This is a genomic window from Streptomyces hazeniae (assembly GCF_031845485.1).
Lineage (GTDB): Bacteria > Actinomycetota > Actinomycetes > Streptomycetales > Streptomycetaceae > Streptomyces > Streptomyces hazeniae.
On the sequence record NZ_JAVREQ010000021.1, the window covers coordinates 67,055 to 92,342 of the forward strand.

General features: G+C 70.3%; 18 protein-coding genes. 4 read left to right on the forward strand and 14 right to left on the reverse strand.

Features of this window, described 5'->3' with window-relative positions:
• The first annotated feature begins 65 nt into the window (after nt 1–65).
• Nucleotides 66–1,334, forward strand: a complete 1,269-nt coding sequence (locus tag RM572_RS21385) for a lysine N(6)-hydroxylase/L-ornithine N(5)-oxygenase family protein (RefSeq protein WP_311675000.1) — start codon at nt 66–68, stop codon at nt 1,332–1,334.
• Here the strand turns inward: RM572_RS21385 and RM572_RS21390 are convergent.
• From RM572_RS21390 to acnA, 13 genes are all read right to left on the reverse strand, one after another.
• A complete protein-coding gene (locus RM572_RS21390) occupies nt 1,323–2,615 on the reverse strand; it encodes an MFS transporter (RefSeq protein WP_311675001.1) in 1,293 nt (430 codons plus the stop codon). The genes RM572_RS21385 and RM572_RS21390 overlap by 12 nt on opposite strands.
• A 33-nt stretch (nt 2,616–2,648) precedes the next feature.
• Nucleotides 2,649–3,887, reverse strand: coding sequence for an ATP-grasp domain-containing protein (locus tag RM572_RS21395; protein ID WP_311675002.1), 1,239 nt, complete (start codon nt 3,885–3,887; stop codon nt 2,649–2,651).
• Nucleotides 3,884–5,065 carry an ATP-grasp domain-containing protein gene (locus RM572_RS21400; protein ID WP_311675003.1) on the reverse strand — a complete coding sequence of 394 codons (1,182 nt, stop codon included), beginning with the start codon at nt 5,063–5,065 and terminating at the stop codon, nt 3,884–3,886. The genes RM572_RS21395 and RM572_RS21400 overlap by 4 nt, the downstream gene beginning before the upstream one ends.
• The gene (locus RM572_RS21405) at nt 5,062–6,291 is read right to left on the reverse strand and encodes a hypothetical protein (protein ID WP_311675004.1); all 1,230 of its coding nucleotides are present in this window, start codon (nt 6,289–6,291) and stop codon (nt 5,062–5,064) included. The genes RM572_RS21400 and RM572_RS21405 overlap by 4 nt, the downstream gene beginning before the upstream one ends.
• 321 nt (nt 6,292–6,612) lie before the next feature.
• A complete protein-coding gene (gene dxs / locus RM572_RS21410; RefSeq protein ID WP_311675005.1) occupies nt 6,613–8,523 on the reverse strand; it encodes a 1-deoxy-D-xylulose-5-phosphate synthase in 1,911 nt (636 codons plus the stop codon).
• Between the two features lie 189 nt (nt 8,524–8,712).
• A complete protein-coding gene (locus tag RM572_RS21415) occupies nt 8,713–10,008 on the reverse strand; it encodes a sugar ABC transporter permease (protein WP_394813669.1) in 1,296 nt (431 codons plus the stop codon).
• Nucleotides 10,005–10,769: an ATP-binding cassette domain-containing protein gene (locus tag RM572_RS21420; RefSeq protein ID WP_311675040.1), complete on the reverse strand. Its 765-nt coding sequence runs from the start codon at nt 10,767–10,769 to the stop codon at nt 10,005–10,007. Before RM572_RS21420 ends, RM572_RS21415 begins: the two co-directional genes overlap by 4 nt.
• Nucleotides 10,770–11,002: 233 nt before the next feature.
• Nucleotides 11,003–12,100, reverse strand: coding sequence for a sugar ABC transporter substrate-binding protein (locus RM572_RS21425; protein WP_311675006.1), 1,098 nt, complete (start codon nt 12,098–12,100; stop codon nt 11,003–11,005).
• Between the two features lie 164 nt (nt 12,101–12,264).
• A complete protein-coding gene (locus RM572_RS21430) occupies nt 12,265–13,473 on the reverse strand; it encodes an ROK family transcriptional regulator (RefSeq protein ID WP_311675007.1) in 1,209 nt (402 codons plus the stop codon).
• Nucleotides 13,474–13,722: 249 nt separating this feature from the next.
• Nucleotides 13,723–14,652 (reverse strand): carbohydrate ABC transporter permease, encoded by a 930-nt coding sequence (locus RM572_RS21435; RefSeq protein ID WP_027764388.1) that lies wholly within the window; start codon nt 14,650–14,652, stop codon nt 13,723–13,725.
• Nucleotides 14,653–14,658: 6 nt separating this feature from the next.
• On the reverse strand, nt 14,659–15,582 hold the full coding sequence (locus RM572_RS21440; protein ID WP_311675009.1) for a carbohydrate ABC transporter permease: 924 nt from the start codon (nt 15,580–15,582) through the stop codon (nt 14,659–14,661).
• A gap of 58 nt (nt 15,583–15,640) precedes the next feature.
• Nucleotides 15,641–17,065, reverse strand: a complete 1,425-nt coding sequence (gene ngcE, locus RM572_RS21445) for an N-acetylglucosamine/diacetylchitobiose ABC transporter substrate-binding protein (RefSeq protein ID WP_311675010.1) — start codon at nt 17,063–17,065, stop codon at nt 15,641–15,643.
• Nucleotides 17,066–17,358: 293 nt separating this feature from the next.
• A complete protein-coding gene (gene acnA / locus RM572_RS21450) occupies nt 17,359–20,079 on the reverse strand; it encodes an aconitate hydratase AcnA (protein WP_311675011.1) in 2,721 nt (906 codons plus the stop codon).
• 261 nt (nt 20,080–20,340) lie between these two features.
• On the opposite strand from acnA, the gene RM572_RS21455 reads away from it, so the two are divergent.
• Complete coding sequence (locus RM572_RS21455) at nt 20,341–21,870, forward strand: helix-turn-helix domain-containing protein (protein WP_136181859.1); 1,530 nt, start codon at nt 20,341–20,343, stop codon at nt 21,868–21,870.
• A gap of 180 nt (nt 21,871–22,050) precedes the next feature.
• Nucleotides 22,051–22,563: a hypothetical protein gene (locus RM572_RS21460; protein WP_311675013.1), complete on the forward strand. Its 513-nt coding sequence runs from the start codon at nt 22,051–22,053 to the stop codon at nt 22,561–22,563.
• Between the two features lie 223 nt (nt 22,564–22,786).
• On the opposite strand, the gene RM572_RS21465 is transcribed toward RM572_RS21460, so the two are convergent.
• Complete coding sequence (locus tag RM572_RS21465; RefSeq protein WP_311675041.1) at nt 22,787–23,626, reverse strand: S1 family peptidase; 840 nt, start codon at nt 23,624–23,626, stop codon at nt 22,787–22,789.
• Between the two features lie 857 nt (nt 23,627–24,483).
• Here RM572_RS21465 and RM572_RS21470 point away from each other — a divergent pair.
• Nucleotides 24,484–25,287, forward strand: coding sequence for a TauD/TfdA family dioxygenase (locus RM572_RS21470; protein ID WP_394813670.1), 804 nt, complete (start codon nt 24,484–24,486; stop codon nt 25,285–25,287).
• Nucleotide 25,288 lies beyond the last annotated feature (1 nt).

A 25,288-nucleotide genomic window follows, 5' to 3' on the forward strand; every position in this document is an offset into this window, starting at 1 on the left:
GCGGGAGAATTAAGGACGGCGGCCGGAAGCGGTCCCGGGGCGAAACACGCGCGAGAAGGGTGCCCATGGAATCGTTCGACCTTGTCGGAATCGGGGTAGGACCGTCGAACCTGAGCCTCGCGGCACTCGCCGAACCGGTCGAGGGGCTGCGGGCCGGTTTTCTCGAGTCGAAACCGCGCTTCCGGTGGCACCCGGGTCTGATGCTTCCGGACGCCTGGCTCCAGGTCTCCTACCTCAAGGACCTGGTCACGCTCGTCGACCCCACCAGCCGCTTCTCCTTCCTCAACTTCCTCTCCGAGGAGGGCCGCATCTTCCGCGCCCTGGTGGCCAACGGGATGAGCTGCTCGCGGCAGGAGTTCGAGCAGTACTACCAGTGGGCCGCCGGTCGCCTCCCGGACATCCACTGGCAGTCCCGCGTCAAGTCCGTCTCCGTGGTGGGCGACCGCTTCGAGGTGGTCTGCGACACGGGTCTGACGGCCACGGCCCGCAGCCTGGTGCTGGGCTCCGGGCGGGAGCCGTACCTGCCGCCCTTCGCCGCCGCGTTCCACGGTCCGCGCGTGCTGCACGGCAGCGAGCTGCTGTCCGTCCGCCCCGACCTGGCCGGACGGCGGGTCATGGTGGTCGGGGCCGGGCAGAGCGGCGCCGAGGTGGTGAACTACCTGCTCTCCGAGGACGCGGCGACACCGGCCGAACTCACCTGGGTGTCCAGCCGGGTGGGCTTCCTCCCCATCGACGACTCGCCGTTCAGCAACGAGTGGTTCGCGCCGTCCTACGTGGACTACTTCCACTCGCTGCCCGCCGGCCGGCGTGCGGACCTGCTGGGGCGTCAGCGGCTGGCCAGCGACGGCGTGTCCGAGTCGCTGCTGCGCAAGATCTACCAGCGCCTCTACCGCCTCGACCACCTGGAGGGCGGCACGCTGTCCCACCGGCTGCTGCCCTGCCGCCGCGTCACCGATCTGCGCGGGCACGCGGACGGGCTCGAGGTCTCGGTGCTGGACACGGACCGCGACGTGCGGGAGACCGTGCCCGCCGACGTGGTCGTCTTCTGCACCGGTTACCGCAGCCGGTTCCCGGACTACCTGGAACCGCTGCGGGAGGCGCTGACGGGGGACGACGGCGCTTTCCGGGTGCGCCGCGACTACTCGCTGGACTGGGACGGGCCGCCCGGTCTCCGCGTCTTCGTGCAGAACTTCGCCGAGGACAGCCACGGCATCGCCGACCCGAACCTGAGTCTGTCCGCCTGGCGCAGCGCACGGATCGTCAACGCGGCCGTGGGCCGGGAGGTGTACCGCACGGACGGGGCGTCGACCGCGACGGCGTGGTCATCCGCGTGACGCCGCGCCGCGGTCCGCGGCGGCGACGGCCTCGCCCCCGGGACCGTCCGGCTGCTGCGGCGAGCGGCGGCCCGCCCGCGCGAGGTACCACGCCCACACGGCCACGCCCAGCGCGCTGAACAGGACGACCGGCGTCCAGTGCAGTTCGGACGGCGCCCACTTGTGGAAGAAGGCGAACACGACCGCGGACAGCGGGATCGCACCGGTGATGAACATGCGCATCACGGAGTTGACCCGGCCGGAGATGGCCATCGGTATCGACTCCTGGCGGTACCGGATGGAGTTGATGTTGCTGGCGCCGAGCGCGAACGTCGTGATCACGTAGCCGACGACCCGGACCTGGAGCACCGGTACGGCCATCACCGTGACACCGGCCAGCGCGGCCAGCTGCCAGTAGAGGATGCGGCGCTGGAAGGACGACCGGGGGAAGAGCCTGCCCGCGGCCCAGGTGCCGGCGGCGGCGCCGACCGCACCGATGGAGACCACCAGTCCGATCCCGGTCGCGGCCATGCCGGAGTCGCCGAGCAGCGTGATGAAGATGACGTCGAGGGTGCCGACCCCGATGTTCGCCAGCGTCATGGTGGCGACCAGCGCGATGGCGGAGCCGTTGCGCCACAGCCAGGAGAAGCCCACGCTCAGCGCGCGCCGGGGCTTCTCCCCCGGCTCGGCGGGCTCCTCCTCCTCGATGACCACCCGGGGCACGAACAGCGCCACCAGGGCGGACAGTGCGAACAGCGTGCAGGTGAGGACCAGGGCCGTGGCGCCGCCTGCGAGCACCACGATGCCCCCCGCGGACAGCGGTCCGACGATCTTCACGACCTCGCGCAGGGCGCTGTAGTCGCTGAGCGCCTTGGACCGTCGTTCCGGGGTGACGAGTCTGGGCACCAGCACGAAGTAGCTGGAGATGTTCGCCACCACGGCGCCGAGTCCGGAGAGCAGCACCAGCACCGCCAGGACGAGGACGTCGTCCAGGAAGAGGGCGATGAGGCCCAGGCACAGCGCCTGGTAGAGCTGGGCCAGGATGTAGACGTCACGCCGGTCGAAGGAGTCGATCAGCATGCCGATGAACGGAGAGAGCAGGTAGGCCGCGACCCGGGCGGAGAAGGCCAGCACCGTGCCGGCGACCGACTCCGTCGCCGCGAGCACGCTCAGCGGGACGGCGATGGTGAAGAGCTGGTCGCCGCCGCGGGCGAAGAGCCCGGAGGAGACGAACACCCAGAAGTCGCGGCGGCCCTGCGGCGGTTCGGTGATGACACGCTTCGGCCGGGGCAGGAAACCCATGGCACCTCGTTCTTCCGTGGACGAAGGCGGCTGTCAGGAGCCGCCGGAGGCGGAGCGGTAGGCGCTGCGGACCGCCGCCAGACGTGCTTCCAGGGCTTGGCGGTCGGCGGCGCCGACGACGTAGCGGTCCCGGTAGTCCACGCAGTGGCGGACGCCCTGCGGGCCGCTGCCCGCGGTGTCGGAACGGGTGTGCTCGGCGATGCCGAGCGCGGCGTGGCGGTGCTCCGGGATGCCGGGCGCCGGCGACGCGCCGGACTCGTCCGGGTAGAAGCCCAGTACGGCCCACGCCCCGCGCGCCGGGCGGGTCGCGGCGTCGTCGCCGAGGCGCGGGTCCACCCCGGACTGGAGCCGGTACGCCACCTCGTTGAGGTTGCAGCCGTACGCCCGTTCCACGATGCGGTCGATGCCGCCGCCTCCGGGGCGGGCGGCGACCTCGCAGAAGACCAGCGCGTCGTCCGGCGTCCGGAAGACCTCCAGGTGGGTGACGCCGTCGCGGAGGCCGAGGGCCCGCAGCACCCGGGCGTTGGTCTCCCGTATCCGGCCCCACACCGGGTCCGCGTGGTCGACCAGCATGCTGCCGGCCGCTGAACCCGGGGCGAAGTCGCCGGGTTTGGCGAGGTACTCGGACACCGCCGCGAAGCGCACCGCGCCGTCCTGCACCACCGCGTCGCAGTGGTACATGGGCCCCTCGACGTACTCCTCGATCTCCCAGTCGTCGCCGCAGGTGCCGAGCGAGGCCAGCACGGCGTCGGCCTCCGCCCGCGAGGCGACGACGTGCACGTCCTCCGCTCCCACGCCCCACCGGCTCTTGACGACCTTGCGGCCCGCCGACCAGTCGAACGCGTCCAGGTCCGCGGGGCCCCGGAGTTCGGCGAACCGCGGCACGGCGGCGGCGTCCGCCGCGGCGACCGCCCGCTTCATGGCGACCTTGTCGCGGAAGAGCAGCGTGGTGGGCAGGTCCATGCCCGGCAGCGCGTGGGCGTCGCGCACCCGGGCGGCGGGCAGCACCATCCGTTCGTGCACGGCGACGATCCGGCGTGCGCCGTGCCGGCGCACCAGCCAGTGGAGAACGGCGAGGACCTGCTCCTCGTCGTTGGTGTCGCAGACCGAGACGTGGGGGAAGCGGACCGGGTCGAGGCCCGTCGTCCCGCCGTACGGGTGGGTGACGAGGCGGACGTCCACCTCGTCGGTGGGGACCAGGCACCGGGTGCCGTGGTGGAGGCTCGCGTACACGTTGCGGCTGAGCAGCACCACGGGCGGGGCGGCGGTCACCGTGCGGTCTCCACGACGACGCGGGCGGCCATGTCCCGGACGGCGGCGAGCACGGTCGCCGGGTCGTCCCCCGTCGCCAGCACGTGGCCGGCGCGCTGCCGGGAGTCGGTCAGCTCGCCGATCTCGTCGCCGGGGCCGACGTAGAGGTCGACATCCCGCACGTCCGCTCCCTGCGGGGCGAAGTCCGGGACCCGCACCGCGGTCACCCTCCCGGGCGGGGCGGTGACGAAGGCGATGGCCGCGGCGCCCGACTCCGGTGCGGTGGTGACGTCCGCGCCGGTCAGCCCGGTGGACCAGCCGAGGCTCCAGCGCTTGAGGTCCACGCCCGTCACCCGCTGCACCAGACGCGTGATGCCGTCGCCGCCGATCCGGGTGTGCGACTCGATGATCCTGAACTCGCCGTCCCGCAGCCTGAACTCGGTGTGCGCGGGGCCGTCCGTCAGCTCCATGGCGTCCAGGAAGCGGGCCACGCACTTCTCCACCAGTGCCTGCTCGCCGTCGTCCAGGCCGGGGGCGGGGACGACGTGTGCCGCCTCGACGACCGTGGCGTCGAAGAGGTGCTTGCGGGTGACGGCCACCAGCCGGTGGGTTCCGCCGGTGCTGAACGTCTCGGCGCTGTACTCGTCGCCCTCGGCGAACTCCTCCAGCAGGGCGGGCGCGTCGAGGTCGAGCCGTTCGAGCTCGGCCGGGTCCGCGACGATCCGCACGTCCCGGCTCGCCGTTCCTTCGAGCGGCTTGAGCACCGCGCGCGCCGCGCCCCACGCGCGCACGCGGCGTGCGGCCTCCGCGCCGTCGGCCGGGACGGCGTACCGCACCGACAGGTCGGGGACGGTCTGCGCCATCCGCTGCCGCATCACGGCCTTGTCCTGGAAGCGGCGCACCACCTCGGGGCGCAGCCCGGGGGTGCCCAGCGTCTCGTTCGCGACGGCCGCGGGCAGCTGCCCGGTCTCGGTCACGGAGACCACGGCGGACACGCCGAGGGGTGCGACCACCTCCCGCAGCAGCACCCGCAGTTCCTCGTCGCGGGAGAAGTCCGTGGTGTAGAGGTTGCAGCCGATCCGCACGATCTCGTCGACCGGGGAGCCCGGCTGCTGGAGGAACACGGCTGCCGGGTCGACCTCGCGTGCGACGGCGGCGATGGACGGGCTCGCCCCGATGACGACCAGCCGCCCGCTCACTGCGGCCCCGCCGCTTCGCCTGCGCACTCCCGCAGGAACGCGAGCTTGGAGTAGAAGGTCCGCTCCCCCGGGGTGCCGTTCGCCTTCAGGTGGTCCTCGACCCGGCCGGTGAGGTCGGCGATGTCGGCGTCGATGGAAGCGGGGTCGAGGCCCTCGTGCAGCCGGGAGTGCAGGTACTCGATCTCGAGCTGCCGGAGCACCCGGGGGCCGTCGCCCCCGCTCTCGCCCTCCACCGTCACCTCGTCGATCTCCACCCCGTACGCGTGGCCGGTGCGGGTGGACTCCACATTGACGTCGAACCGGGTCCTCCGGAAATCGGGGAGCCGCCGTACGACGAGTTCCGGGTATTCCCGGGAGAGGAATTCCTCGAAGGTGGATTCCGTCACCGCCACACCCCGCTGGAATGTCTCCTCGCGCCGGAGCGCTTCCCGCTCGAAGCGTTTGCGCTTCAGGTTCCACCGTCCGTCCCGGCCCCGGAGAAAGGCGAGATAGCCGCGTTCCCCGGCGGGCTCCAGGACCTCGTAGGTGTGCTGCTCGAAATGCCAGCGGGTGAGTTCGTAGCCGGGCTCCGGAATGAAGTCGCCGAGGAGGCCGCGGTCGGCCCGCGCCCACAGTTCTTTCGTGAGCCGCCACGAGGACGCTCCGGGCCCGAGCGTGATCTTCTGTTCGATCTCGGTGCCGCTCTCGAAGGTGGTGAGCCCGCGCCCCTCGGAGAGGAGGGGGACGGCGTACTCCGACGCCGCCTCCCGGGCGCGCTCGGCCATGGCGACGAGGTCGGCGACCGGGGCGTCCGGCTCGTGCGGGAAGCGCGCCGTCCGCACGAGCAGGATGCCGACCTTGCGCAGCCGGGCGCAGGAGAGCACCTCGGTGAAGGGCTGTGCCGCCTGCCGGTGCGTCCGCAGCAGCAGGACGGGGGCCAGGGTGTCCGTGCGCACGCCGGGCGGCAGCGCCTCGTCGAGGTGGGCGCCGAAGTCGTCGTCCAGGGCGATGCCCGCCCACGTTGCGGCGGCCGCGTCGGACCCGGCGGGCGGGTCGGGCAGGGTGCGGGGCTCCGGCCGCAGGAGGTGGAGGCCGCGCGGCGCCGTGTCGGCCGGCGTGAGGTATTCCGTCGCCCGGCCCGCGTCGCCCGGCTCGTCCGCCAGGCGGACCGCGAGCAGCCCCGCATCCGGCGTCGGCCGCACCGGGTACTGCAGCGCGATGTCGCCGAGAAGGAGATGCCGGGTCACACGGTGCCGGAATTCCCGACCGGACGTAGGTGACTCCGCCATGCAAGCTCCCAGGGTCGTGTCGAACGGCTCTCGACGACCGGTGGGGGAGGCGGAATTCCGCAGGGGAACCGGCACGCCACTACCTGTGCGGGATCTGCCGGGAGGGCAACCAGGGCCGGATGGCCTCGAACCGTCGGGCAACGTGAATACAGCGATCGAGTGGCAGCGATCGTTTCAGTGGCCTGTCGGGATGTCAAGGGCCCTTTTCGCGAACCGAGTTGCGGAAAGGGCCCTTGTCGCGAAGTTACCGTTTCGTGTGGAGGGAAACCAGGGTGGTCACTAGTCCCGGGCGACGGCCGCCTCGTCGTGGAGGCGGCCGTCGAGGCGTGCGACGAGGCCGGTGACCTGACGCGCGATGTCGGGCGCGGTGAGACCGATGTCGGCCATCACCTGGCCCCGCGAGCCGTGGTCGAGGAACCTCTCCGGAATGCCGAAGTCGCGCAGCGGCACGTCCACCGACGCGTCCCGCAGCGCCTGCGCGATCGCGGAACCGACGCCGCCGGCACGGCTGTTGTCCTCGACGGTGACCACCACCCGGTGGGCGGCGGCCAGTTCCGGCAGCGCCTTGTCGACGGGCTTGACCCAGCGCGGGTCGACCACCGTGGCGGAGATGCCCTGCCGGTCCAGGTGGTCGGCGATCTCCAGGCACATGGGGGCGAGCGCGCCGACGGAGATCAGCAGCACGTCGGCGGTCTCGGTGTCCGGCTTGCGCAGGACGTCCATGCCGCCGGCCGTGTCGACGGCGGGGACGGCCGGTCCCACGGCGCCCTTGGAGTAGCGGACGACGGTCGGCGCGTCGTCGACGTCCACCGCCTCCCGCAGCTGCGCGCGCAGCTGCTCGGCGTCGCGCGGCGCGGCGAGCCGCAGGCCGGGCACGCACTGGAGCACCGACATGTCCCACATGCCGTTGTGCGACGCGCCGTCCGTGCCGGTGACCCCGGCCCGGTCCAGGACGAAGGTGACGCCGCACTTGTGCAGGGCGACGTCCATCAGCACCTGGTCGAAGGCCCGGTTGAGGAAGGTGGCGTACACCGCGAAGACGGGGTGCAGTCCGCCGGTGGCCAGCCCGGCCGCGGACACCGCGCCGTGCTGCTCGGCGATGCCGACGTCGAAGACCCGTTCGGGGAACTCCTGTGCGAAGTCGTGCAGGCCGACCGGGCGCATCATCGCGGCGGTGATGGCGACGACGTCCTCGCGTTCGCGGCCGAGCTTCACCATCTCCTCGCCGAAGACGGAGGTCCAGTCGGCGCCGGAGGACTTCACCGGCAGGCCGGTGTCGGGGTGGATGACGCCGACGGCGTGGAACTGGTCGGCCTCGTCCTGGCGCGCGGGCTGGTAGCCGCGGCCCTTCTCCGTCAGCACGTGCACGATCACCGGCCCGCCGAAGCGCTTGGCGCGCTGCAGCGCCGACTCGACGGCCTCGATGTCGTGCCCGTCGATGGGGCCGACGTACTTCAGGCCCAGGTCCTCGAACATGCCCTGCGGCGCGACGAGGTCCTTGAGCCCCTTCTTCGCACCGTGCAGCGTCTCGTACAGGGGCTTGCCCACCACGGGCGTGCGGTTGAGGACGTCCTTGCCGCGGGCGAGGAAGCGCTCGTAGCCGTCGGTGGTGCGCAGCGTGGCGAGGTGGTTGGCGAGGCCGCCGATGGTCGGCGCGTAGGAGCGCTCGTTGTCGTTGACGACGATGACCAGCGGGCGGTCCTTGGCGTCGGCGATGTTGTTGAGCGCCTCCCAGGCCATGCCGCCGGTCAGCGCGCCGTCGCCGATGACGGCGGCGACGTGGTCGCCGGTGCGGCGGATCTCGTTGGCCTTGGCGAGACCGTCGGCCCAGCCGAGGACGGTCGAGGCGTGGCTGTTCTCGATGACGTCGTGCGCGGACTCGGCGCGCGAGGGATAGCCGGAGAGGCCGCCCTGGGCGCGCAGCTTGGAGAAGTCCTGCCGCCCGGTGAGCAGCTTGTGCACGTAGGACTGGTGTCCGGTGTCGAAGAGGATCTTGTCGCGCGGGGAGTCGTACACCCGGTGCAGCGCGATGGTGAGTTCCACGACGCCGAGGTTGGGGCCGAGGTGACCGCCGGTGCGGGAGACCGAATCGACGAGGAACGTCCGGATCTCCTCGGCCAGCTGCTCCAGCTGCTGCGGGCTGAGCCGGTCCAGATCGCGCGGTCCGGTGATGCGGGTCAGCAGTGCCACCCGTGCCTCCTTGCTTCGAGCTGCTGTAGAGCCGTGCCGATCCGTCGAGTCTAATGTCCCGTTCGCCTGGACGTTCGCCCACCCGGCCCCGACCGGCCGGTTTCGCGTCACCCGTGCGGACCTGTGACATGCCCGTGCCCGGCCCCTGACGGAGCCGGGCACGGGTGCGCCTGGGGTCGGGACGGCAGGTCAGGTGCGTCCCGCGGTCTTCTGCGTGCGGCGGGAGACGGAGTCGATCACGACGGCGGCCAGCAGCACCGCGCCGGTGATCATGTACTGGATCTCGCTGGCCATGCCGAGCAGGTTCAGCCCCTGCTGGATGGACATGATCACCAGGGCGCCGAGCAGCGCGGAGAGGATCTTGCCGCGGCCGCCGAAGAGGCTGGTGCCGCCGATGACGGCGGCGGCGATCACGTTCATGAGGGTGTTGCCGGCGCCGAGGTTCTTGGTGGCGCCGCCCTGCTGGCTGGCGATGAAGAGACCGCCGAAGGCCGCGAGCATGCCGGCGATGCCGAACACCGTGATGCGGATCTTCTCCACGTTGATGCCCGCCCGCCGGGCTGCCTCCGCGTTGCCGCCGACGGCGAAGATCTGCCGGCCGTAGGTGGTGCGGCGGGAGACGAAGTCCGCGACGAAGAGGACGATCAGGAAGATCAGCAGCGCCAGCGGAAGGCCGCGAGCCCCGGCCGGCTCGTTGAGCTGGTAGGCCGCGCCGAAGGCGATGACGGCGATGACGCCGGTGCGCAGCGCGATCTCGCTGACCGGCCGGTGCGGCAGGCGGGCGGTGCGGCGGCGCCGGGTGTCGCGCAGCAGCGCGAAGAGGTAGCCGCCGACAGCGACGAGGGCCAGCGCGTAGGCGGCGGCCTTGTCGCTGAAGTAGTAGCCGGTGATGTCCTGGACGAGGCTGTTCGAGGGCGTGTTGATGCTGCCCTCGTTGCCCATCATCCAGATCTGCAGGCCGCTCCAGCCGAGGAAGCCGGCGAGGGTGACGACGAACGCGGGGACGCCGACCTTGGCGAAGAAGAACCCGTGCAGCAGGCCGATGAGACCACCGGTGGCCAGCGCGATCAGCACGGACAGCAGGTCGTTCAGCTGGTGGGTGACGCTCAGCACGGCCCACATGGCGGCGCCGACGCCGGCCACCGAGCCGACCGACAGGTCGATCTCGCCGAGCAGCAGCACGAACACGATGCCGATGGCCATGATGCCCAGGCCCGCGGTGTAGACGCTGATGTCGCTGAGGCTGCGCGCCGAGAGGAAGGTGGGGTCGAGCGACTGGAAGATGACGGCGATGACGATCAGGCCGATGACGACCGGGATGGAACCGAGTTCGCCGCCGCGCACCCGGCGCTTGAAGTCGCTCAGGTAGCCCGCGAAGCCCTGCTGGCGGACCAGCAGCCGCGGGTCGACGGCCTGTTCGGTGGCGGGCTCCGGGGTGCCGTCGGCCTTCTCCTTGGTGACCGTGGACTTGGTGGTGTCGCTCACTTCGCTGCCTCCGTCGTACGTGCCTGGCGACGGGTCACCGCGTTGTCGGTGGCACCGGTGATCGCGGCGATGATCTCTTCGTGGGAGGTGTCCCGGACGGAGAAGACACCGTTGTTGCGGCCGAGCCGGAGTACCGCGACGCGGTCGGCCACGGCCTGGACGTCGGCCATGTTGTGGCTGATGAGGATGACGCCGAGGCCGCGTTCGCGGAGCCGCTCGACGAGGTCGAGCACCTGGGCGGTCTGCTCGACGCCGAGGGCGGCCGTCGGCTCGTCGAGGATGACCACCTGCGGGTCGCCGATCAGGGCGCGGGCGATGGCGACGACCTGCCGCTGACCGCCGGACAGCGAGGCCACCGGGATGCGGACGCTGGGGATGCGGATGGACAGCGTCTGGAGCAGCTCCATGGCGCGCTGCTCCATGGCGACCTCGTCGAGCACGGAGGCGGTGCGGACCTCGCTGCCGAGGAAGAGGTTGGCGACGACGTCGAGGTTGTCGCAGAGCGCAAGGTCCTGGTAGACGGTGGCGATGCCGAGGTCCTGCGCGTCGTGCGGGCGGTGGATCTGGACCGGGCGGCCCTTCCACTCGATGTGGCCCTCGTCGATGGCGTGTACGCCGGCGATGGTCTTGACGAGGGTGGACTTGCCGGCGCCGTTGTCGCCGACGAGGGCGACGACCTCGCCCGGGGATATCTCGAGGTGTACGTCGGTGAGCGCCTGGACGGCACCGAACCGTTTCGACACACCGCGCAGGGCCAGCACGGGTTCGTTCGGCACTGGGTCGACTCCGATCTGTCTGGGAGCGCTTCCGGCGGTGCACGCGTCCCGCCGCCGCGGACGGGCCCGACGGGGCGGCCGGCGGTGGCGGGGAGGCGTACGGGGGCGGGTCGGGGCTCCCGTGAAGGCGGTACGGCGCGGTGCGCCCTGGAGGCGGGCGCACCGCGGGGGCCCGCTCCTCCGGCCCCGGCGGGGGGCGGGGGGAGCGGGCCGCGGGATCACATCAGGCCGACGGCCTTGCAGGCCTTCTCGACCTGCTTGGTGCAGATCTCCTCGACCGTGTACACGCCGTCCGCGACGAGGGTGTCCTTGATGTTGTCCTTGGTGACGATCTTCGCGCCGTAGAGCTTGCTGGGAATGCCCTTCTTGCTCTTGCTGTCCACCGTCTCGGGCGCGAACTTCCCGATGCTCTCGCCCTCGAGCAGGGCGACGGCCATCTGGGCGGTCGTCTCGGCCTCGGGCTTGATCGCCTTGTAGATGGTGAAGGCCTGCTCGCCCTTCACGATGCGCTGGAGACCGGCGAGTTCGGCGTCCTGGCCGCCGACGGGGACGTCGGATATGCCGGCCTTGTTCAGGGCGGTGATGATGCCGCCGGCCATGCCGTCGTTGGCGGAGTAGACGGCGTCGAAGCCGTCCTTGCCCAGCGAGGTGATCGCGGCGGACATCTTCTTGTTGGCCTCGTCCGGCGACCAGTCCGGGATGTCCTGCTCGTAGACGATCTTGCCGACCTGCTCGTCGAGGACGGAGTGGGCGCCCTTCTTGAACAGCGCGGCGTTCGGGTCGGTGGGCGACCCGTTGATCATCACGGTGCGGGCGTCCGCGGCGTCGTCGCCCAGCGCCTCCACCATGCCCTCGCCCTGGAGCTTGCCGATGGCCTCGTTGTCGTAGGACACGTAGCCGGAGACGTCGCCCTCGGCCAGGCGGTCGTAGGCGACGACCTCGATGCCCTGCTCGGCGGCCCGGTCGACCCAGGACTTGGTGGCGGTGGCGTCGACGGCATCCAGGATGATGACGTCAGCGCCCTGCGTGACCAGCGCGTCGAACTGCTTCTTCTGCTGCTGGGTGTCCTGCGAGGCGTTGTTGTACTTGACCTCGCAGTCGGAGCACAGCTCCTTGATCTTGTCCGTGATCAGCGGCCGGTCGAAGGCCTCGTACCGCGTCGTCTTGTTCTCCGGCAGCAGCAGACCGATCAGCTTCTTGCCGTCGTCCCCACCGTCACCGCTGTCACCGCCGCCGGCCTGCCCGCAGGCGGCCAGCGAGACGGACATCGCGATGGCGGCGGTACCGACGAGCACGCGGCGCGTCCTTGCCTTCATCCTTCACAACCTCCCTGACGAGGCCGCATCGGTGCGGCCGAGGTGGCGTGAAGTCAACTCTCCGTGCATCCCGTCGTCAAGAAGTAAATCCTTAACGAGACGGCAACGATGCCATGCGTTACGAGCGTGAACGCAGTGCGCTCACGGCGACATCGGGCGACATCTCACGCGGAGACGGACGCGGCGGCAGGAACGGAAGGGGCGGAGGAGTTCAGAAGGGAGGAATCGCCCATCTCGCTCAACACCAGGGCGAGCGCACCCAGTACCTCCGCTCGGCCGCCCAACGTGCCCGGGGCCAGCGTGAGCTGGCGGGCGGCGCTGGGAATGGCGTAGCGCGCCACCGAGTCCCGCACCGGGTCCAGCAGGAGGTCGCCGGCCTCCGCGAGGTCGCCGCCCAGCACGATGCGGCTCGGGTTGAGCAGGTTGCACAGGCTCGCGACGCCGGAGCCGATGTTCCGGCCGATGTCGGCGACCACCCTGCGGCAGCCCGGGTCGCCGTCCCGGGCGAGCCGCACCACGGCCGGCATGGTGATGTCCGCGCCGTGGCTGGAGTGCAGCAGCGGCAGCACGTAGCGGGCGGCGGTGAAGGTCTCCAGGCAGCCGCGGTTGCCGCAGCGGCAGACCGGACCGGACTCGTCCAGCGTGATGTGGCCGATCTCGCCCGCCGTGCCGCCGGGCCCGCGGTAGATCTGGTTGTTGATCACCAGACCGGCGCCGACGCCGCTGGCGATCTTGATGTAGGCGAGGTCGGTGGCGCCGCGGCCGCTCCCCCAGACCTTCTCCCCCAGCGCGCCGAGGTTGGCGTCGTTGTCGACGTGCACCGGCACGCCCAGGCGCTCGGCCAGCTCCTCGCGCGGATGGGTGCCGGCCCAGCCGGGCAGGATGGCGGTCGAGCCGAGCGCGCCGGTCTCCACGTCGATCGGGCCGGGCACGCCGAGCCCGACGCCGACGACCTTCTCCAGCCGGATGCCGGTGGCTCCCAGCAGGCGGTGCACCAGCGCCTCGGCCCGGTCGAAGCCCTCCTGCGCGGAGGCGTCCACATCGATGGGCTCGGCCTCCTCGGCCAGCACCTGGTGGGCGAGGTTGCCGACGGCCACGCGCAGGTGGGAGTGGCCGAAGTCGACGCCCACCACGGTGCCCGCGTCCCCGGAGAGGGAGACGCTGCGAGCCCGCCGTCCTCCGGCCGAGGTCGGGGTGACGTCCACCGTCCCGCCGTCCTTCAGCTCGCGGACGATGTTGGAGACCGTCGCCGCGGACAGGCCCGTGGTGCGGGCGATCTCCGCCTGTGTGAGGGACCCGGCCATCCGGACGGCGCGAACCACCCGTTCCAGGTTCGCCCGGTGCAGTGAGGACTGCGACCCCGGAGTCTCCACGTGACGCTCCACTCCCGCCTCGGCGGGCGGCGCGACCACCGCCCGTGGCCGCACCGACGTGTCCCTGGAGCGGCCTGCTTCCAACATCTGAACTCCAAGCAGAGCGCTGAGGGTTCTCTCCCGTCAAGACCTTGAATGAGGTCGACGCTCAGATGTGAGCGATCCTACGGGGGTGAGCAGGCACGCCGACCGGCGGGTACGGCCCGTGGGCGGGCCGTACCCGCCGGTCGGCGGAGTGTGACGAGGGCGCTACTTCAGTGCGCCGGCGGTGAGGCCGGAGACCACCTGGCGCTGGAAGACGATGTACGCCGCCAGCACCGGCAGCATCGCCATGACCAGGCCCGCGAAGAGAGCGGACCAGTCCCCCTTGTAGCCCTGGCTCACGGCGAGCTGCACCAGTCCCTGGGAGAGCACCTGCTTGTCCGGGTCGGTGTTGAGCACCGTCGGCAGCATGTACTGGTTCCACTGCCCGAGAAAGTTGAAGATGCCGACGCTGACCAGGCCGGGCTTGGCCATCGGCAGCATGACCTGGAAGAACGTCCGCGCGTGGGACGCGCCGTCGATCATCGCGGCCTCGGCGACCGAGCTGGGCAGCGTGCGGAAGAAGGCGGTGAGGAAGAAGACCGTGAACGGCAGCGAGTAGGCGATGTAGGACAGGATCAGGCCGTGCCGGGTGTTGAGCAGGCCCATGTTGTTCATGACGTAGAACAGCGGCACCAGCGCGAGGATGATCGGGAAGCTCATCCCGCCGATGAAGAGGAAGTACAGGAAGCGCTGTCCGGGGAACTCGAAGCGCGCCAGTACGTACGCCGTCATGGAACCGAGCAGCATGGTGCCGACGAGCGAGCAGCCGACCACGACGACCGTGTTGCCGAAGTAGTCGCTCATGTTCGCCTGGTTCCAGGCGCGCGACCAGTTCTCGAAATGCAGCTCGGTGGGCAGCGCCCAGGGCGAGGTGAAGATCTCCCGGTCGGTCTTGAACGAGGTCATCACCGCCCAGAGCAGCGGCATGGCCACCATGAAGCCCCACAGCACGAGCACGCCGTGCGAGAAGACGTTGAGGGTGGTGCCCTCCTTCTTCGGCTGCTCGGGGGCGGGGCGGGAAGCGTCGTCCTTGGTGACGGCCGGGCGCGTCGGGTCCGGGCCGGCGCTGGGCAGGGGCTTGTCGGTCGTCTTCATCGGTTCTCAGTACTCCAGTCGCTCGCGCCGGCCGAGCTTCAGCACGATGGCCGCGAAGGTCAGGGTGACGATCAGCAGCGCGACGCCGATGGTGGTCGCGTACGCGGCCTGGGCGTCGGAGAAGGCCGTGGTGTAGACCTCCAGCGGCAGCACGGTCGTGGCGTTGGCCGGGCCGCCGGGCCCGACGGTCATGATCTGCACGACGGCGAACGCCTCCGGGCCGAGTGCCAGGATGCCCATGTAGATCCAGCCGGACTGCACGGTGTCCCACAGCAGCGGCAGGGTGATGCGGAAGAACGTGGTGAAACGGCTGGCGCCGTCCAGCAGCGCGGCCTCGTAGATGTCGTTCGGGATGGAGGACATTCCCGCGGAGAAGAGCACGACGAAGAAGCCCACCGTGCACCAGAACAGCACGAACATCACGCACCACAGCGCGAGGTCCGGGTCGCCGAGCCAGTTCGGTTTCCATGACCCCAGTCCGACACCCTCCAGGCCCGCGTTGAGCGCGCCGTTTCGGGGGTTGTAGACGAACTGGAAGAGCAGCGCGACGATCGCGATCGACAGCACCTGCGGGAAGAAGTAGACGATCTTGTAGGTGGACGAGCCGCGCACGCCGCTGACGGCCGCGCCCTTCCGCTTCCGCCCGCCGACGTTGATCATGAAGGCGAGGAACAGGGCGAAGCCGATCGTGATCACCGGCAGCAGCGCCAGGAACAGCAGGCTGTGGCCCAGCGCGTCCCAGAAGTCGCTGTCACTCAGCATCTTCTGGTAGTTGGCCAACCCGACGAAGGAGAATTCCGGACTCAGCCCGGTCCAGTCCGTGAACGAGTAGTAGATGGACTGGATGAACGGCCAGACGACGAACATCAGGTAGATCGCCAGGGGTACCGCCAGGAACCCCGCGATGAACCGGTACTTGCCGTGCTGCATGCCTACTCGGCTCCGATCGGGTAGTGCGGGGGAGGCGGCCGCGGTGACGCCGCGGGGGTCAGCGCGTGTAGTGCTTGACGGAGTCGTCCTCGCGGGCCTCGTCGGTGAACTGCTGCGCCTTCTTCATGCACTCGGCCGGGGTCATGCGGCCGGCCATCATCTCACCGAGGCAGCCGGTGCCGATCTTGTCCTTGTGCAGCGAGACGTACCAGTTCGGGATGCGCGGGTTGACGATGTTGTCGCCGGCCGCATCCAGCACGCCGATCGCCGAGTTCAGGCCCGGGGGCAGGTCCAGGCCGTCGGTGCCGCCGTCCAGGGCGGTGAGCGAGGAGACCTGCTTGACGAAGTTCTGGGTGGCCTTCTTGCCCAGCAGGACGCGCATCTGCTCCATGCCGCCGGTCGGGTTCTTCGCCTTGGCCGGCACGATGAACGGCTCGCCGCCGGACGCCCAGGTCGTCGCGAAGGGCATCTTGTCGCCGCTGTCCAGACTGGACGGCGGGGCGACGCGCATCTCGAAGTCGTCCGGGGTGGTCTTGGCCGTCTCGTTCTCGACCCAGGAACCGTTCGGGATGAACAGCGCCTCGCCCTCGTTCCAGGCGGTCTGCGACTGGATGTGGGTCAGGCCCGGGGTGCCCTGGAGGATGTAGCCCTTCTTGTGCAGCTCGTAGTACGCCTCCAGCGCCGCCTTGACCGCGGGCTGCTTCCAGGCGTCCGGCTCCAGGTTGTCGATCTTCTTCAGTACCTCGTCGCCGCCGATCTTGGCCATGAACGGGTACAGGGAGAACGGCAGGTAGTAGGGGTACTTACCGGGGTAGGTCCAGCCGGCGACGCCCTTCTTCTTCGCCTTGGCACAGACCTTGAGCATGTCGTCCCAGGTCTTGGGGTACTCCTCGCCGATCTTGTCGAGGTTGGTCTGCGAGTACCACACGCCGTACACGGTGTAGGCGTAGTTCAGGACGTAGCACTGCTCGCCGTCGTACTGGCCCATCTCGACGATGCCCGGCCGGAGCGTGTCGCGGACCTTCACGGACGCGTCGTCGATCGAGGGCGCGTCGAGCAGGGGGCTGAGGTCGGCGAGCTGCTTCTGGCCCACCAGGACGCCCATGTCCATCTGCTCGGCACCGGAGTTGTCGATGAGGTCCGGCGGGGTGCCGCCGTTGAAGCGCGGCTGCAGCACGGACTGGATCTTCTGCGTGCTCTTGACGCTGACCTTGGCCTCGGGGAACCGCTGCTCGTAGGTCTTCGCCGCGTCCTTGGCGTACTGGGTGCCGAAGCCGCCGTCGAAGATGTAGACCTCGAGCGCCGCGGTGCCGTTGACGGCGAGCGGGTTGTCCTTGCTCTTCTCGCCCTTGTCGACCTGGTTGCTCTCGCCGCCTCCGCTGGCGCAGGAGGTGAGCGCACCCACCGCGGGGACGGCGATCAGACCCGCGGCCGCGGCGCGCTTGATGAGGTCACGGCGGTGGACGTCGAAAGTGGATCCCATTGCTGCCCCTTTGCTGGGTGATCCGCCCTGTGGCTGTAAGACGGCGTCCGCTCTGCGCACGGCCGCTCGGGTGCCGACAGGTATAGTCCACTTCTCGCCAGCGGGGCAAGATCGTACGCGCTTGTTCGTGCCAGTCTTTCCCGAGTTGAGACCTCGCGCGGCGCGCCACGCCGCAGGGCACGCACGACGGCGCCGCACCCCGCCCGAGGGAGGGGTGCGGCGCCGCGTTCACGAGGTGAACGTCCGGCCGCGCCGGCGTCACCGGGGGCGGGTGACGTGGGTCACCCGGCCGGTCACTTGGCGATCAGCGACCGCAGCACGTACTGCATGATGCCGCCGTTGCGGTAGTAGTCCGCTTCGCCCGGGGTGTCGATACGGACCGTGGCGTCGAACTCGACGCCGGTGTCCGTGGTGACCTTGACGGTCTCCGGGATGCCGCCGTCGTTGAGCGCGGTGACACCCGCGAAGGAGAAGGTCTCCTCGCCGGACAGCCCCAGCGACTGGGCCGAGGCGCCCTCCGGGAACTGGAGCGGCAGCACGCCCATGCCGATGAGGTTCGAGCGATGGATGCGCTCGTAGGACTCGGCGATGACGGCCTTCACGCCGAGCAGGGCGGTGCCCTTCGCGGCCCAGTCGCGGGACGAGCCCGAGCCGTACTCCTTACCGGCCATCACGACCAGCGGGATGCCCTGCTTCTGGTAGTTCTGCGAGGCGTCGTAGATCGTGCTGACCGGGTAGCCGTCCTGGGTGAAGTCCCGGGTGAAGCCGCCCTCGGTGTCGGGCGCGATCTGGTTGCGCAGCCGGATGTTGGCGAACGTGCCGCGGATCATGACCTCGTGGTTGCCGCGGCGGGAGCCGTAGCTGTTGAAGTCGCGCCGCTGGACGCCGTGCTCGGTGAGGTAGGTGCCGGCCGGGGAGTCGGCCTTGATCGCACCGGCCGGGGAGATGTGGTCGGTGGTGACCGAGTCGCCCACCTTGACCAGCACGCGGGCGCCGGAGATGTCCTCGACCGGGTCCGGCTGCTCACCCATGCCCTCGAAGTACGGGGGCTTGCGGACGTAGGTGGACTCCGCGTCCCACTCGAAGGTGTTGCCGGTGGGCACGGGCAGCGCCTGCCACTGGGCGTCGCCGGCGAACACGTCGGAGTAGGACTTGGTGAACATCTCCTGGCCGATGGCCCCGGCCACGACCTCCTCGACCTCCTGCTCGGAGGGCCAGATGTCCTTGAGGTAGACCGGGTTCCCGTCCGAGTCGGTGCCCAGCGCCTCGCTGGTGATGTCCACCTTCATGGAGCCGGCGATGGCGTACGCCACGACCAGGGGCGGGGACGCCAGGTAGTTCATCTTGACGTCGGGGTTGATGCGGCCCTCGAAGTTCCGGTTGCCGGAGAGGACGGAGACCACGGCGAGGTCGTTGTCGTTGACCGCCTGGGAGACCTCCTCCGGCAGCGGGCCGGAGTTGCCGATGCAGGTGGTGCAGCCGTAGCCGACCAGGTGGAAGCCGAGCTTGTCCAGGTACGGGGTGAGGCCGGCCCGGTCGTAGTAGTCCATGACGACCTGCGAACCGGGCGCGAGGGTGGTCTTGACCCACGGCTTGCGGGTCAGGCCCTTCTCCACGGCCTTCTTCGCCACGAGCGCGGCGCCGACCATCACGTAGGGGTTGGAGGTGTTGGTGCAGGAGGTGATCGCGGCCACCGCGACGGCGCCGTGGTCGATCTCGTACACCTGACCGTCCGGGCCGGTGACCTGGCTGGGCTTGCTGGGCGCGCCGTTGGAGACGGCGGGGGCGTCGGAGGCCGGGAAGGACTCCTTGCCGGCCTCGTCCAGGTCGGCGTCGGAAACGAAGTTGCGCACGTCCTGGCCGAACTGGTGGGCGGCGTCGGCGAGTGCGATCCGGTCCTGCGGGCGCTTGGGGCCGGCGATGGACGGCACGACCGTGGCGAGGTCGAGCTCCAGGTACTCGGAGTACTCCGGCTCGTTGGCCGCGTCGTGCCAGAGGCCCTGCTCCTTGGCATACGCCTCGACCAGGGCGAGCTGCTGCTCGTCGCGGCCGGTGAGCTTGAGGTAGTTGATGGTCTCGCCGTCGATCGGGAAGATCGCCGCGGTGGAGCCGAACTCCGGCGACATGTTGCCGATGGTGGCGCGGTTGGCGAGCGGCACCGAGCCGACGCCGTCGCCGTAGAACTCGACGAACTTGCCGACGACACCGTGCTTGCGCAGCATCTCGGTGATGGTGAGCACCAGGTCGGTGGCGGTGGTGCCGGTGGGCAGCTCGCCGGTGAGCTTGAAGCCGACCACGCGCGGGATCAGCATGGAGACCGGCTGGCCGAGCATCGCGGCCTCGGCCTCGATGCCGCCGACGCCCCAGCCCAGCACGCCGAGGCCGTTGACCATGGTGGTGTGCGAGTCGGTGCCGACCAGGGTGTCGGGGTAGGCCTGCCCGTTCCGGACCATGACGGTGCGGGCCAGGTGCTCGATGTTGACCTGGTGCACGATGCCGGTGCCGGGCGGGACGACCTTGAACTCGTCGAACGCGGTCTGGCCCCAGCGCAGGAACTGGTAGCGCTCGCGGTTGCGGCCGTACTCCAGCTCGACGTTCTGGGAGAAGGCGTTGGGGGTGCCGAACTTGTCGGCGATCACCGAGTGGTCGATGACCAGCTCGGCGGGCGCGAGGGGGTTGATGCGGTCCGCGTCGCCACCCAGCTCCTTCACGGCCTCGCGCATCGTCGCGAGGTCCACGACGCAGGGCACGCCGGTGAAGTCCTGCATGATCACGCGAGCCGGCGTGAACTGGATCTCCTGACTGGGCTGCGCCTTCGCGTCCCAGCCGCCCAGCGCCCGGATGTGGTCGGCGGTGATGTTGGCGCCGTCCTCGGTACGGAGCAGGTTCTCCAGCAGCACCTTCAGGCTGTACGGCAGGCGGGCGGAGCCCTCGACCTTGTCCAGCTTGAAGATCTCGTACGACTCGTCGCCCACCTGCAGGGTGCTGCGGGCGTCGAAGCTGTTCGCCGACACGACAGTCTCCTTTTGCCTGTGCTTAGGCTAGCCTTGCCTAAGTGGCGCGGCTCCCCGTCACGGTCGCCGGGGCGCGCCTTCCGCCAGATATCTCGATGTCGAGATAACTCTAGTACACGACCGCGGCACGGTCACGCCCCGGCCTGCCGACCGTACCGCTCCCCTGTCCGCGTGCCCGGATTCCGCCTCGTTCACCCGTTCGGACCTGAATCGGCGCGTCAGCGTTCGTCGTTATCTCACATCTGAGATACGGTCCTTGCCATGACGGACGACTACCTCGCACGCATCGGCCAGCTGATCCGCGACGCTCGCCAGCACCGCGGCTGGACCCAGTCGCAACTCGCGGAGGCACTGGGCACCAGCCAGAGCGCGGTCAACCGCATCGAACGCGGCAACCAGAACATCAGCCTTGAGATGATCGCCCGCATCTCGGAGGCCCTGGACAGCGAAATCGTCTCCCTCGGTTATTCCGGCCCGATGCACCTGCGCGTCGTCGGCGGGCGCCGCCTCTCCGGCTCCATCGACGTCAAGACGAGCAAGAACGCGTGCGTCGCCCTGCTCTGCGCCTCGCTCCTCAACTCCGGCCGCACCGTGCTGCGTCGGGTCGCCCGCATCGAGGAGGTCTTCCGCCTCCTCGAGGTGCTGGGCTCCGTCGGCGTGCGCACCCGCTGGCTCAACGACGCCGGCGACCTCGAGATCGTGCCGCCCGCCGAACTCGACCTGGACGCGATGGACGCGGACGCCGCCCGCCGCACCCGCAGCATCATCATGTTCCTCGGCCCGCTGCTGCACCGCACCGACGCGTTCCGCCTCCCCTACGCCGGCGGCTGCGACCTCGGGACCCGCACCGTCCAGCCGCACATGATCGCCCTGCGCCGCTTCGGCCTGGACGTCACCGCGACCGAGGGCGTCTACCACGCCGAGGTCGACCGCTCCGTCACCCCCGACCGTCCCATCGTGCTGACCGAACGCGGCGACACGGTCACCGAGAACGCGCTGCTGGCCGCCGCCCGCTACGACGGCGTCACCGTCATCCGCAACGCCTCCTCCAACTACATGGTCCAGGACCTCTGCTTCTTCCTGGAGCAGCTCGGCGTGCGCGTCGAGGGCATCGGCTCCACCACCCTCACCGTGCACGGCGTCGCCGAGATCGACCGCGACGTGGACTACTCCCCCTCCGAGGACCCGGTCGAGGCCATGAGCCTCATCGCCGCCGCCGTCGTCACCGAATCCGAACTGACGGTGCGCCGGGTGCCGGTGGAGTTCCTGGAGATCGAGCTGGCCGTTCTGGAGGAGATGGGCCTCGACGTCGACCGCAGCGCGGAGTACGCGGCGGACAACGGCCGCACCCGGCTCACCGACCTGACGGTCCGTCCCTCCAAACTGGAGGCGCCGATCGACAAGATCCACCCCATGCCCTTCCCCGGCCTCAACATCGACAACGTCCCCTTCTTCGCGGCCATCGCCGCCTCCGCCCAGGGGCAGAGCCTCATCCACGACTGGGTCTACGACAACCGCGCCATCTACCTCACCGACCTCAACCGCCTCGGCGGACGCCTGCAGTTGCTCGACCCGCACCGGGTCCTGGTCGAGGGCCCCACCCGCTGGCGCGCCGCCGAGATGATGTGCCCGCCCGCCCTCCGCCCCGCCGTCGTCGTCCTCCTCGCCATGCTCGCCGCCGAGGGCACGTCCGTGCTGCGCAACGTCTACGTCATCAACCGCGGCTACGAGGACCTCGCCGAACGCCTCAACGAGGTCGGCGCCCAGATCGAAACCTTCCGCGACATCTGAACCGCCGATGCCGCCGCACCCGGCCCGACCGGCTGCTCAGCGGGTCGGGGAGGAGTGCGGCAACAGTCCTCTGTCCGTCCGCCGGCCCACCGGCCCCGCCGATCCCACAGGTCGCTGCGGCTGACGCACCGTCCGGGACCGGGGGCCGAGCGACGTGTGCATGCCCATAGGCTGGCGGGCATGACACACGACGACGACGACCACGAACCCGTCTTCGTACGCAGCCGGTGGGGGACGAACCACTACACCTACAACCCGGGCAACCCGGTGGGAGTGGTGCTGATCGTGGCCTCTCTCGTCGCCGTCGCGGGTTTCGTGCTCGTCATGCAGAACAGGGCCTCGCTCAGCGGGGACGAACTGCGTGACGCCGTCCACACCGCCGCGGAAGCCCTGGAGCAGGAACCGCACACCAAGGCGTCGTTCGGCGGCTACTCCGGTGCGGTCGAGGACGCCCTCGACGACGCGGTGGCCAACTCCGACAGCACCGTCGGCCCCAGGGTCGAAGCAGTCGGCGACTCCGACGACTACGAGATCACGGGCAGCTCCCCCGAGACCGACACGGACGCCGCGTACTGCATGCACATCACGCAGTCCGTGGCGCCGGAGGGCGGCATCGGGATTCCGACGGAAGGCGGCGGCGCGGTACTCGAGGAGCACGACCTGTCGGTGAGCGTCAGCGAGGGACGCTGCTGAGCGGTTCCCGTTCCGGCCGGACGGGGCGGCTGACCGCGTGACCGGCCGGATGCCGGCCGACCGGGCCCCACCTGCTCCAGGACTCACACGAAGCCCGGTATGTGCGAAACGGGGTCGGCGAACGGTCGTGCAGGCCCCGCCCGGTGCGCGTCACACCGCCGGACGCACGGGGGCGGGCCGCCCCGAAGGGGCGGCCCGCCGTGGTGGTGCTGTGGGGTGTGCGTCAGATGATGCTGACGCCGTAGGCGCTGAGCGCCTCGGTGACCGGCTGGAAGAAGGTGGTGCCGCCGGAGGAGCAGTTGCCGCTGCCGCCGGAGGTCAGACCCAGCGCGGTGCTGCCGGAGAACAGGGCGCCGCCGCTGTCGCCGGGCTCGGCGCAGACGTTGGTCTGGATCATGCCGTACACGATGCCGTCGGCGCCGTAGTTGACGGTCGCGTTGAGGCCGGTGACGGAGCCGCCGTGCAGGCCGGTGGTGGAGCCGCTGCGCTGGACGGACTGGCCGACCGAGGCGTTGCCGGCGCCGGTGATCTCCTGGTAGCTGCCGTTGTACAGGTAGACGCGGCCGTCCGCGGCACCCGGGTTGGAGTGCTGGATGAGGCCGTAGTCGTTGTTCGGGAAGCTGGACCCGACGGTGCTGCCGATCGACCAGGAGCTGCCGATGTTGGTGCAGTGTCCGGCGGTCAGGGCGTACTTGGTGCCCGCGCTGTCCTGGACGTTGAAGCCGAGGGAGCAGCGGCTGCCGCCGGTGGTGATGGCCTCGCCGCCGGCGATGTACTTGGTGAACTCGCCCTTGGTGCGGTTGATCTCGAGGGCGGAGTCGGTCTTGACGGTCTGCTTGATCTTGGCGATCTCCGCCTTGCTCACGGTGCTGTCGACGGTGACGACGACCTTGCCGGACTTGGCGTCGGTGTACCAGGCGGTACCCGCGATGTCCGACTTCTCGACGGCGCTGTCGACTGCCTTGAGCTGGGCCACCGTGGCCTTGGGCGCGTCCGCCTCGGCCGCCACGGCTGTGGGGGTGACGAGCGCGCCGACCGCCAGGAGTCCGGTGGCCACTGCCATGGTGCGCGCGCGCCCTGCGAATCTGATGCTCACGGAATTCCTCCGGTGGTGCTGTGGGGGAACGGCCGGTGGGGACGGCCGCTGACCAGCGCTTACATTGACATGTCTGCGCCAGACGCCGACCAGCATTCCCGACTGCTCGCCGCGGCAGCAAGGTGTGTTTCAGGTCACGGCTGCGACCGCGTCCCCATAGGGCATTCAGGGTGAAAGCGACCACATGTGCCGTCCCGGCGAAACGAGCCGACCCGACCCCGCGCGGCAGCACGGACCACTCCGGTATGACGCGCCCTCACCACCCACGGGCGACCCGCGCAGCGGTTGAGCAGGCCGTTCACCACAGGCCTCGGGCACCCACGCTCGAGGGGACGAGGTCCGCTCCGGCGACCAGCCACGGGACGCGTCAACAATCGGCCGGATGGCCGAAAGAAGCCGTTTGAAACCAGCCACCCTCATGCACCCCCACCTGACGGCGCAGCACCCCCACAAGACCGTGCGTCAGCATGCCGGTACGGGACCTGCGGGGGGCGGGGGTGATCCCGTCCTCCCGGTGAAGCGCCGCGTGGTGGGCCGCCCGCTCCGGGCGCACCACGGCCGCACACTTCCCGGGCATCACAGCGCGCGACCGTCGCCCGTCTGTGACGGGCCGACGACAGGTTTCGTTCCGTCGATGACGGCGCGAGGCGCAGGGCCGGTGACACCTTGCCCGCGCAAGGGGCCGGCTCGTGTGGCACGAGGATGACCCGACTGGTGGCGAGCCCTCCACTTGTTGCAAGCTGTATGCAAGAGCTTCTGCGTACCGACAGGGAGGCCCTGGCCCGCCCGCCGCCGCGCAGGGCGCCGCCCGCCTCGAGCCGGCCGTGCCCTCCGCGGGATCGACGCAGCAGTGCACACCCCTCACTCCGCAGCAAGGAGCGCCGCCCATGGACCTCCCCGCTCGGGTCGGGCCCGAGGACATCCACCACGCGTCCGCGGAACTGGACCGGCGTGGTGCTGTCATCCTCGCCGGGTACGGCAGCAGCGGCGACGCCCTCACCGTGGCAGCCGCCCAGGTTCTCGGCAGCCGCCTGAGCCGGCTCTTCCCTCAACGCGTGCGAGCCTCGCACGACGGCGGCCCCGTCCACCTGCACGCGGACAGTCTCGACCTGACCGTCGACATCGGAGGCGTCCGGCACCGGCGCCGTCATCCCGACGAGGACTACGTCCTGATCCAGTGTCTGAAGGCGGCGCCCGCGGGAGGAGACTCCTTCGCCCTCGACGCCTACCGCTTCGCCGACGCATGCCGCACCGCGGACCCGGAGTTGTGGCGGTTCCTCACGACCCAGGACGTCGACCTCTACGGGGCGTGGCCCCACCTGCGCGGCTTGCCGGCGAGCCCTCGCGTCGCCCGGCACGTCGAGTACACCCGCACCGGGCGCCGTATCGTCCGTCGCACCGACGGCGCCGTCCCCCTCCACCGGGACCCGGACCTCGAGCACGTCCGCACCATGCTCGACCGGTTCGCGAAGATCGTGCACGAAGAGGAGCCCCCGCTGCCCCGCTTCCGGCTCGGCGAAGGAGACATCCTCGTCCTGGACAACTACCGCGTCTGGCACGGCCGCGACGCCCACACGGGCGAACGCGCCGTCCGCATCCTCACCGTGTGCAGCAGCGACGCCCGCTGAG